Annotated in this window: 10 protein-coding genes and 1 pseudogene; 9 read left to right on the top strand and 2 right to left on the bottom strand. The window is 32.4% G+C overall.

Translation table 11 applies throughout. The features are described from left to right. Positions 1–451, top strand: a pseudogene (locus tag IAE52_RS02435) (hypothetical protein); the annotation flags it as partial. A gap of 102 nt (positions 452–553) precedes the next feature. Here the strand turns inward: IAE52_RS02435 and IAE52_RS02430 are convergent. Then, positions 554–967: a VOC family protein gene (locus IAE52_RS02430; protein WP_033899008.1), complete on the bottom strand. Its 414-nt coding sequence runs from the start codon at positions 965–967 to the stop codon at positions 554–556. 272 nt (positions 968–1,239) lie between these two features. Between IAE52_RS02430 and IAE52_RS02425 the strand changes: the two genes are divergently transcribed. From IAE52_RS02425 to IAE52_RS02400, 6 genes are all read left to right on the top strand, one after another. Further along, the gene (locus IAE52_RS02425) at positions 1,240–1,953 is read left to right on the top strand and encodes a metal ABC transporter ATP-binding protein (RefSeq protein WP_033899005.1); all 714 of its coding nucleotides are present in this window, start codon (positions 1,240–1,242) and stop codon (positions 1,951–1,953) included. 7 nt (positions 1,954–1,960) lie between these two features. After that, entirely contained in the window at positions 1,961–2,815 is an 855-nt protein-coding gene (locus tag IAE52_RS02420) for a metal ABC transporter permease (RefSeq protein ID WP_033899004.1), read from the top strand. Next, positions 2,799–3,740: a metal ABC transporter substrate-binding protein gene (locus tag IAE52_RS02415; RefSeq protein WP_033899003.1), complete on the top strand. Its 942-nt coding sequence runs from the start codon at positions 2,799–2,801 to the stop codon at positions 3,738–3,740. Before IAE52_RS02420 ends, IAE52_RS02415 begins: the two co-directional genes overlap by 17 nt. A 175-nt stretch (positions 3,741–3,915) precedes the next feature. Next, a complete protein-coding gene (locus IAE52_RS02410) occupies positions 3,916–4,206 on the top strand; it encodes a helix-turn-helix domain-containing protein (protein WP_109991011.1) in 291 nt (96 codons plus the stop codon). A 208-nt stretch (positions 4,207–4,414) separates the two neighbouring features. After that, positions 4,415–5,371 carry an ornithine cyclodeaminase family protein gene (locus IAE52_RS02405; RefSeq protein WP_033898997.1) on the top strand — a complete coding sequence of 319 codons (957 nt, stop codon included), beginning with the start codon at positions 4,415–4,417 and terminating at the stop codon, positions 5,369–5,371. A 10-nt stretch (positions 5,372–5,381) separates the two neighbouring features. Next, positions 5,382–6,164: a PhzF family phenazine biosynthesis protein gene (locus tag IAE52_RS02400; RefSeq protein WP_058203145.1), complete on the top strand. Its 783-nt coding sequence runs from the start codon at positions 5,382–5,384 to the stop codon at positions 6,162–6,164. Between the two features lie 62 nt (positions 6,165–6,226). Here IAE52_RS02400 and IAE52_RS02395 read toward each other — a convergent pair whose 3' ends face one another. Further along, entirely contained in the window at positions 6,227–7,639 is a 1,413-nt protein-coding gene (locus IAE52_RS02395) for a PLP-dependent aminotransferase family protein (protein WP_200136655.1), read from the bottom strand. 124 nt (positions 7,640–7,763) lie between these two features. Between IAE52_RS02395 and IAE52_RS02390 the strand changes: the two genes are divergently transcribed. Then, positions 7,764–8,345, top strand: coding sequence for an aminodeoxychorismate/anthranilate synthase component II (locus IAE52_RS02390; RefSeq protein WP_033898992.1), 582 nt, complete (start codon positions 7,764–7,766; stop codon positions 8,343–8,345). 4 nt (positions 8,346–8,349) lie between these two features. Beyond that, a complete protein-coding gene (gene pabB, locus IAE52_RS02385) occupies positions 8,350–10,236 on the top strand; it encodes an aminodeoxychorismate synthase component I (protein ID WP_109991008.1) in 1,887 nt (628 codons plus the stop codon). Positions 10,237–10,383 lie beyond the last annotated feature (147 nt).

Raw genomic sequence — 10,383 nt, 5'->3', positions numbered from 1 at the left:
AAATGGTACAAATGGTAAAGACGGAGAAAGTCCAACACTTACAATTGGAAATAATGGAGATATCTTTATCAATGGAAAAGATACGGGAGTTTCAGCACAAGGGCCAGCAGGTGTAGCGGGTAAAGATGGTGCCAATGGTCAAAATGGTAAAGATGGAGTGAATACAGATGACACTCTTAGAAATAATATGAGAGTAAAAGTAATAGAAAAAGTACCATTTTCAAAAGTTGGGAACACTGCACTCTTTGTTCCTACAATATCAACTGGTAATAATTCAGCTCTTCGTAACAAGGTGAATGTTCTTAGTACGCCTATAGTATCGGAGCCGTTTGGAGCTTCACTTCCTACTACAGGCTCAGATGAATTAATGAGTTCAGAGTTGATGGCACTTGGCTTAGGTTTGCTTTCAGTATTGACAATTGGAGGAATTGCATGGAGAAAGAATAATTAACTAGTTTCTTTTGAAAATAAAATATAAGATTTCTTTTTTAAAATAAAAAAAGGCTCTCGTTTGTGAGAGCCTTTTTATTAGTTAGAGAAATTTTTCATGAAATCAATTTTTTCCCATCTCAGAATTCATCCAAACAGGCTCTAAACAGTTGCCGTCTAGATCTTGGACTTCAAGACCATACATCATTTCTTCAGAAATACCATTATCTAAATAAAGGCTTTTTCCGCCATTTTCATCTGCCAATTTACCAAAGTCCTTTACACTCTGCGCACTTGAAAAAGTAAATGAAATTAATGCAGCACTTGATGATTTTGTATCCGCAATTTCTTTTTCACCAATGAATGTTTTATAACGAGCATGTGATAGTAGCATGATAAAAAAATTTTCATCCCAAACCATGCAACTAACCAATTCATCTGAGAAATTAGGATTCTTTTTAAAACCTATTTTTTCATAAAAACTAGTTGATGCTTCAATATCAGATACTGGAAAATTTACAAAAACCATAGTTGTCATATTGTTTGCCTCCTTGTGTAAATGAAAACGCTCTCTAAACAATCTTACTTGAAGTATAACAGATAATAGTGCAGGAATCCAAACTTATGACTTAAACTTTTTGAGAACGAAATCTGCAATTTAGTATGGAAAGAAAACTGTGAGTTTTCAAATATATTAATTAATATTAAAAGATAAATAGCCTTAACGAAATATATTGATTAAATATTTAGCATATGCTATAATTGTGAAAAGATTTATAAGTTTTTATTTACTAGCATAAGGAGAGAACGATGATAAGTACTAAACATTTAGATGTATTCTATAATGAAAATAAAGTCCTGAAGGATATTCAACTAGAAGTTAAACCTGGGAAAATCACTGGTATTATAGGACCAAATGGTGCAGGAAAATCTACTTTAATCAAGGCTATTCTCAATATTGTTCCACATTCTGGAAAAATATTAATAAATGGTAAGGTAAGTAAAAAGGAACTGAAAAATATAGCTTATGTAGAGCAAAAAAGTGATATTGATCATACTTTTCCAATTAAAGTTAAGGAGTGCGTATCTCTTGGTACTTATACGGGATTAAAGCTGTTTCAAAAACTTGGAAATAAAGAATGGTCAAGGGTTTCTAACGCTTTACAAAAAGTTAACTTATCAGAATATGAAAATAGGCAGATAGGTGAACTATCAGGTGGTCAATTTCAAAGAGTTTTGTTGGCAAGGTGTTTAGTTCAAGAAGCAGACTATATCTTTTTAGATGAACCATTTGTAGGGATAGACTCAATAAGTGAAAAGATTATTATGAATATTCTTCAAGATTTAAAAAGTCAAGGGAAAACTATTTTAATAGTACATCATGATCTAAGCAAAGTAAGAGAGTATTTTGATGACATTGTTATTTTAAATAGAGAATTAATTTCTTATGGTTCAGTAAGAGATAGTTTTAATCAAAAATACTTAAAAGCGGCATATGGAGATAATATATTTATAGGAGATTAAGAATCAAATGATACAGAATTTTATAAATGGTTTATATGAATTCCATTTTTTACAGAATGCTTTAGTTACAGCAGTTGTGATAGGCGTAGTTTCAGGAGCAGTTGGCTGTTTTATTATTTTAAGAGGAATGTCCTTAATGGGAGATGCTATTTCTCATGCGGTACTTCCAGGTGTAGCTATTTCCTATATTTTAGGAATAAATTTCTTTGTAGGGGCAATTATTTTTGGATTATTGTCGTCAATAATTATTACTTTCATAAAAAATAATAGTATTATCAAAGGTGATACTGCAATTGGAATTACATTTAGTTCGTTTCTAGCCTTAGGTGTTATATTAATCGGAGTTGCCAATAGTTCAACAGATTTGTTCCATATTCTTTTTGGAAATATTTTAGCTGTACAAGATATTGATAAATGGCTGACAATAGGAGTTTCAGGAATTGTTTTAATAGTAATCATTCTTTTTTTTAAGGAACTTTTAATTACATCATTTGACCCATTGATGGCAAAAGCAATTGGAATGAAAGTGAATTTTTATCATTATCTTTTGATGGTTTTATTGACGTTAGTATCCGTAACTGCGATGCAAAGCGTCGGAACTATTTTAATTGTTGCCATGTTAATTACGCCAGCAGCAACAGCATATTTATATACAAATAGCTTGAGGAAAATGATAATTCTCTCCTCTTCACTAGGGGCAGTTTCTTCCGTTTTAGGTTTATTTATAGGTTACAGCTTTAATATTGCTGTCGGTTCAAGCATTGTCATTACTTCATCTATCATTTTTGCAATTAGTTTTTTAGTTTCACCAAAACAAAATTTTATAAAAAAGAAGGTTAAAATTGATGATCAAAAAATATAAAAACATATTGATAACTTTTATAGCACTAGCTGCTATCGTTTTTCTAGTAGGTTGCTCAAATAAAAAAACAGACCAAGTCACAGATAAAAAAATAAATGTGGTCGTGACTAATTCAATTTTGGCAGATATTACAAAAAATATTGCTGATGATAAAATCAATTTACATAGTATAGTTCCTGTTGGCAAAGACCCGCATGAATATGAGCCTTTGCCTGTAGATGTTCAAAAAACTTCTAGAGCAGATTTAATCTTTTACAATGGTTTAAACTTGGAAACAGGTGGAAATGCATGGTTTACAAAACTAGTGAATAATGCAAATAAAAAAGAAAATATTGATTATTTTCCTGTAAGCACTGGAGTTGAGGTCATTTATCTTGAAGGAAAGAACACTGAAGGAAAAGAAGACCCGCATGCTTGGCTCAATTTAGAGAATGGGATTATTTATGCAAAAAATATTGAACAACAACTGATAAATAAGGATCCAGCCAATGAAGAATTTTATAAAAAGAATTTAGAAAAATATATTAATAAATTAAAAAAGTTAGATGATATAGCAAAAGTTAAATTTTCATCGATTCCTGAGAGTCAAAAAATGATTGTAACTAGTGAAGGATGTTTCAAATACTTCTCAAAGGCATACAATATTCCCTCTGCTTATATCTGGGAAATTAATACGGAAGAAGAAGGGACACCAGACCAAATAAAAAATCTTGTTAGAAAATTGCGTGGGACAAACCTTAGAGCCCTATTTGTAGAAAGCAGCGTAGATAAGCGTTCAATGAAGACTGTATCTAAAGATACAAGTATTCCAATATATTCAACGCTTTTTACAGATTCTATCGCTGAAAATGGACAAAACGGAGATAGTTATTATAGTATGATGAAATGGAATATTGAACAGATTTACACTGGTCTTTCGAAATAGTATAGCCTTATCAAATAATCATTAAAGTGCAAAAGTGAATTTGAACTAAAAAAAAGTTCGGATTCACTCTTTTTTTAGTTTAGCTGGATTATTCATATATACTAAATTACAAGAGAAATCTTGATAAGGTTTGACGATGGTTCAATACTAATAAAAAAATATGAGGTATAAATATATGGATAAAGAAAGTAAATTTTATTTACGACTAAAATTATTGAGTTCTAGCTTGGGTAAATCTATCAATCAAATTGCAAAAGAACTTGGTTATTCCAGAAATGCATTAAATAATTATAAATGCAGAGGAGAACCTTCAGCTGTCCGATTGCTAGAATTAGAAAATTATTTTGAAGTATCTCCAGAATTCCTGATCGGGAAGAATTTAGATAAAGACGTAAAATCTATAAAAGAGATATTTGAGTTGAGTTTAGACTGGATACTCTCGCTAAAGGGATTGAACTTTAAATAAATATTTTTGGTCTTAAAACTTAGTATGAACGATTTTGTTTTAGAAGTAATTAAGGTACCAAAATATATCTTAAATCTACCAGGAGTTCTATAATAATATATAAAAGTAAATGTATTAAAGTATATGCCATACAATATTAATCTTGTATCTCACTCAGGAGAAAGATATAATATTAATTAAATGAAAAATATTAGTAAGAGGAACTAGGATGAAGCAAATAAGTTATGATGAAGTAGTTGAACTTTTAAGTTTTAAAGAATCAATTCAGGTAATGAGTGATTGCTTTAAAGATCATGAAAATGGAACAATTGCTCAAAGAGAACGAATGGTTGAAATATTACCTGATGGAAAAAATAAAAATGTTTTTGCTTTAATGCCAGCTTATCTTGGTGAAAATCGCTATTTTGGTGCTAAAATTATCACGGCTTTTCCGGATAACCATGCCTTAAATCTCCCTTCTCATGTTGGAGAAGTAATGTTATTTGATTCAAAAAATGGACTTCCTGTTGCATTGATTAATGCTAATGCAATTACTTGGATTAGAACGGCAGCTGTATCGGCTCTTGCTACAGACTTTTTGGCAAAAAAAGATTCGTCAATTCTTACTTTATTTGGTAGTGGTCAACAAGCGAGTTCACATTTGGAAGTGTTGCTCTGTGTGCGTCCTATAAAAGTTGTTCGTGTTTATGACCTAAATCCAAAATCAGCTCAAGTATTTATTGATAAAATGAAAGCTATTCATCCTGAACTTGAATTTATTAACTCTAGTACTATTAAAGAAGCGGTAGAAGATTCAGATATCATCTGCACATTGACCCCAAGTAAGGAAGCTTTCTTAGATGCTGAGAATATTTCGGCTGGAACTCATATTAATGCGATAGGAACCTTCACACCTACAACGCGTGAAATTAAGAGTGATTTAATGAAAAAAAGTAAAGTCTATGTTGATGATTACGAGGCAGCTATGAAGGAAAGTGGAGATTTGTTGATTCCGATTTCTGAGGGAATTATGAGTGCAAAGGATATCAAGGCTACTTTAGGAGAGATGGTTATGGGCAAAGTTTCTGCAAGGGAGAATAATGAAGAAATTACAGTATTTGATGCTGTAGGTTTAGCAATTGAAGACTTATGCTGTGCAGAATTTATTTATAACAAGGTGAAGTAGGAGAAAAGTGATGAGTTTGAATTATTATGTTGTTGACGCCTTTGCTGAAGAAATTTTCAAAGGAAATCCAGCGGCCGTTTATGTTCTGGAGGAATGGTTGTCAGCAGATATCATGCAAAAAATTGCGATTGAAAATAATTTATCAGAGACAGCTTTCACGGTAAAAAAAGATGATTATTTTGAATTGAGATGGTTTACGCCTGACCGAGAAATTGATCTATGTGGACATGCTACTTTAGCTACTGCATTTGTGCTTTTCAATTATTATGGTGAGCTAGGGCCAACGCTACGCTTTACGAGCCAAAGTGGTGATCTTTTTGTTACCAAAAATGGCGAAAATTATTATATGGATTTTCCGAATATTCTTCCCAAAAAGGTGGAAATTTTAACAGAATATGAAGTGGCTCTAGGAGCCAAAATTAAGGAAGCCTATTTGGCAAGAGACTTATTTTTTGTACTAGAATCTGAAGAGACAGTTGTAAATTTACATCCAAACTTTACAGCCTTAGAATCCTTTAAATTAGGAGTTGGTGTTATCGTTACGGCTGAAGGTGAAAAAGAGGACTTTGTGTCACGGACTTTTTTCCCCAAATTAACAATTAATGAAGACCCTGTATGTGGCTCTGCCCATTCAAATCTTATTCCTTACTGGGCGGAAAGACTTGAGAAAAATGAAATGACGGCTTATCAAGCTTCTGCGCGTGGAGGTTATTTAAAATGTGAGCTTAAAGGGAATCGAGTAAGTATTGGTGGAAAAGCAGTTCTGTTTGCCAAGGGAGAAACATACCTTTAATATTTATGTTTGCTAACAAAAAACTGACTTATTATTTTAAGTCAGTTTTTTTATTACCTGGATTATTGATTATATTTTTTTCCCTCTTTTTTGATAATTTTTAGTCCTTTTTCTAGTTTTTCTATATTATTAGACGAAAGGGCAATTCTAATAAAAGGGTCAGGTTGTGTTTGAGTAGAAAAACGGTCGGAATGAAAGACTCGGACTCCTTGATTTAAAAGGTGATTCTCTATTGTATCTTGTTTTTCTTGAGTTAATTTATTTTTTAGATTTAATATTCGATAGAGGGGATAATTATTTGAAGGACGCTGAGGTTTGATTGATTCAAAAACAGTATCAAAAAGTTGATTTGCTTCTTGTAATTTTTCAAATTTATTTTCTAGAATCTTTTTGGCTGTTGAAGAATGAAAAATTTGCGTAATGATTTCGACATCTAATCCTGAAGTTTTAACATTGATGTTAAAGAGAGCTTTTTCAATTGCTGATTTAAAATTTTGGGGATAGACAAGGTAAGCAATTCGTAAACCAGAACTAATATATTTTGTCATACCAGCCAGATAAATTGTTTGTTTGGTAAGAAGTTGTTGAAAGGGCGGAAGGACTTTATCTTGAAAGTAAGTAGTCATAAAGGAGTGAATGTCATCTTCAATAACAATTAAATTCATTTTTTTAATAATTTTGGCAAGTTCATAACGTCTTTCTTCAGAAATTTGAAAACCAATTGGATTGTTACACGAAGGCATAAGAAAGATACCTTGTATTTTTTTCTTGAGACATTCATTGTTCAAGGCCTCAGGAGACATTCCATTTTCATCAAAGTCAATAAGGACAATTTCAAGATGATAAAGATGGGCTAATTCGATAAAGTTTGAATATGTGTAACGGTCAACAGCAATACGGTCACCTGGGGCAAATAAGGCTGATAGAACAATTGCAAGTCCATTTTGCACACCTGATACAATGGCAACGTGATTAGTGTAGGGAAGAACGCCTTGCGTTTCAAGCCACTTCGAGGCTGTTTCAATCTGAAAATTGGTCCCCATTGGATGTTGATAGTCGAGAAGTTGAATTAGTTTTGGACTAGAGGCAACCGATTGAATGAATGGAACGACGAGGGAGTTGTATTCTTCAAATGAACTAACTAAACCAAAGTCAATGATATTTTGTTTGACATTGTGATTAGAAATAGTTGCTGAATGATAAGCATTAGGGGAAACATAGGTTCCACTTCCAACGTTAGTATATAATAGTCCTTTTTTTATTGCATATTGATAGGCCTGACCTACGGTGGTAAAATTGATGTCTAAATAGTCAGCAAGCTCTCTTTGTGAAGGAAGTTTTGTGTCTTGGGTAAGTTGGTTGGAGAGAATATCCTCTTGAAGTAAATCTACTAAGGATTTATAAATGGGACTTTTTAATAATGCTTTATCTGGATGCCAAGATAATGGATTATTTTTATAACTATTTACTGACACTTATTATTCTTCTTTCTGTTATCATATAATAAATATTATAACATAGGAAACATAATCTATAGACTAGGTATCAGTATCAGTTTTGAATAAATATTTTTAGTATAATTATTGAAGGGGAGATAAAATGAGATTGCTATTAATTGATAATTATGATTCTTTTACTTATTTGCTTGCACAGTATTTTGAGGAATTAGATTGTAGTGTAACAGTGGTTAATGACCAAGATAAAATGAGTCAGAAAATTAGAATTTCTCCGGATTTTATTTGTGAAAATTATGATGCGATTATCATTTCTCCAGGTCCAAAAACACCAAAAGAAGCCGTTTTTAGTAGGGATGTAGTTCAACTATACGCTGGAAAAATTCCTATGTTAGGAATTTGCTTGGGTCAGCAAGTCATTGCTGAATGTTTTGGGGGAAATGTTGTTCTTGGTGAGAGGCCAATGCATGGAAAAATTTCTGTCATTCGTCATAATTGTCAAGGAATTTTTAAAGGACTTCCACAAAATTTGAAAGTTGCACGTTATCATTCGTTGATTGTCGATAAACTACCTGATGATTTTGAAATTGATGCGCAGAGTGAGGATGGTGTTATTCAGGCCATTCATCAGCCAAAATTAAAATTGTGGGCTTTACAATTTCACCCAGAAAGTTTAGTTACTGAATATGGTCATGAAATGTTAAATAATTTTTTGAAAGTGGTGTAGTCTTTTGAAGGAATTTATAATAAAAAATACGGATATTTGGAAAATTTTCCTAAAATATTATCGGTCAGATGAAGAAATTGTTTTTTTACATAGTAGTCAGGTGACCGAAAAGGAGCATTATAGTATTTTAGCTCATAAACCTTATAAAAAGGTTTCAAAATATAAGGGTCAACTGTTTTTTAATGGTGAAAAAAAGAAGTTCAATTTTTTAGATGCGGTAGATTTGCTGAAGAATGAGAAAGTTGAACGGCCTAAAAATTGGCCTTTTTATCCAGAATTATTGGGTTTTGTAAGTTATGAGCAAGATCCGGCTTGTTTTGCAGTTTATGATGAAGTTTTACTTTTTGACCATAGAACAAAACTGTTACATGTCGTGCAATTTGAACAAACTGATGGCCAATATTGGCTGACTGAATCGGAAGAAATTGAAGTGGATTCAGAGATTGAGTTCGATGTTCAGAATGGCATAGGGGCTGTTTTTATTGACCAAACGAGGCAAGAATATATTGCTTCAATAAAAAAATTACAAGATTATATGAAGGCTGGCGATATCTATGTTGCCAATTTGACGCAACAATTTGAAATTTGGTCCGATCAAAAACCTATTGATGTTTTTAAGAAAACAAGGAAACAAATTCCAGCTCCTTTCTCATCATTTTTACAATATCCTGAATGGAAAATGACGCAAATTTCAAGTTCAGTGGAACGCTTTGTTTCTATTCATGATGGAGCATTAATTTCAAAACCCATTAAAGGAACAATTGCAAGAGGAGAAGATGTTGGAGCTGATAGATTACAAAAGGAAATACTTTCCAATAGTAGTAAAGAACGGTCTGAGTTACTGATGGTGACGGATTTATTGCGTAATGATATTGCCCGAATTAGTCAACCTTTTTCTTTGTCTGTCCCTAAATTTGCAGAAATTGAAACTTTTTCTCATGTTCATCAACTGGTGACTTCAATAAAAAGTAGAATTAAAGAAGATTTGACTTTTTCAGAATTTATGACGGCTTTATTTCCGGGAGGTTCAATCACAGGTACACCTAAGAAGCGGGCAATGGAGATTATTAAGGAAGTTGAAAAACAACCTAGAGGAATTTATACAGGGATGCAGGGTTGGTTAAGTCGAGAAATGGATTTGGATATGAACATCGTGATTCGGACATTAGTTCATGACGGTGAGCATTATCAGCTTGGTGTAGGCGGTGGAATTACGTTCGAGAGCGAAGCAGAAGCAGAGTTTTCAGAGATCTTACTAAAAGCAAAACCCTTTTTAGATATTTTAGGCCTGAAAGATGTTCCAAGTATTTTATTTACAACAGGTCTTGTAAAAAATGGTGAATTGTTAAATTTAGAGGGTCATATCAATCGCTTGAAAAAACAATACCATCATCCAGATTTGGAAGAAAAATTGAGAATATTTGCCCAAAAGGTTACTGACGGAGTTTTACGTATCAGTACTGACGGAGATTCTTTGACCCCTGGGATTCGTCAGCTGACGCATTCAAATGAGGCCTATCGAGTTAAACTGTCGTCAATTAATGACAAGCCTAGTCCTTTGTCTAACTTTAAACTTTCAGGTCCAGATTTTCAAAAGGTCTTTCGTCAGGAAGTCTTAGAAGCGAAAAAAGAAGGGTTTCAAGATATTCTATTTCATACAGATGGTTTGGTCAGTGAATTATCAATCGGAAATTTTGTGGCAAAAAAGGGTAATCAGTACGAAACGCCAGCCAAATATGCTCTAAAAGGAACTTTTTTAGATTTATTTGCGAAAAATCATACGCTAATATATAAAGATATTGCGATTTCTGATTTGAAAACTTACGATCGTTTTTATATGACAAATGCTGTCAGAGGATTAGTTGAAATTAAAATTGACGGAATTTCCTAATATAGTCCTTGGTTTTACCGACCAAGGGCTTTTTTGGGGCAAAAATTACTGACAGAATCTGTCAGTAAAAATATTCTAAAATTTTACTGACAAAAATAAATTAAAATTAAGAAATACATCTCAAGTCTGAATTTTTAATCGCAAAAA

Source organism: Lactococcus sp. S47, from assembly GCF_016517475.1.
Lineage (GTDB): Bacteria > Bacillota > Bacilli > Lactobacillales > Streptococcaceae > Lactococcus > Lactococcus lactis.
The sequence above is the reverse complement of the archived record's forward strand: the minus strand, read 5'-3'. Positions and strand labels throughout refer to the sequence as shown.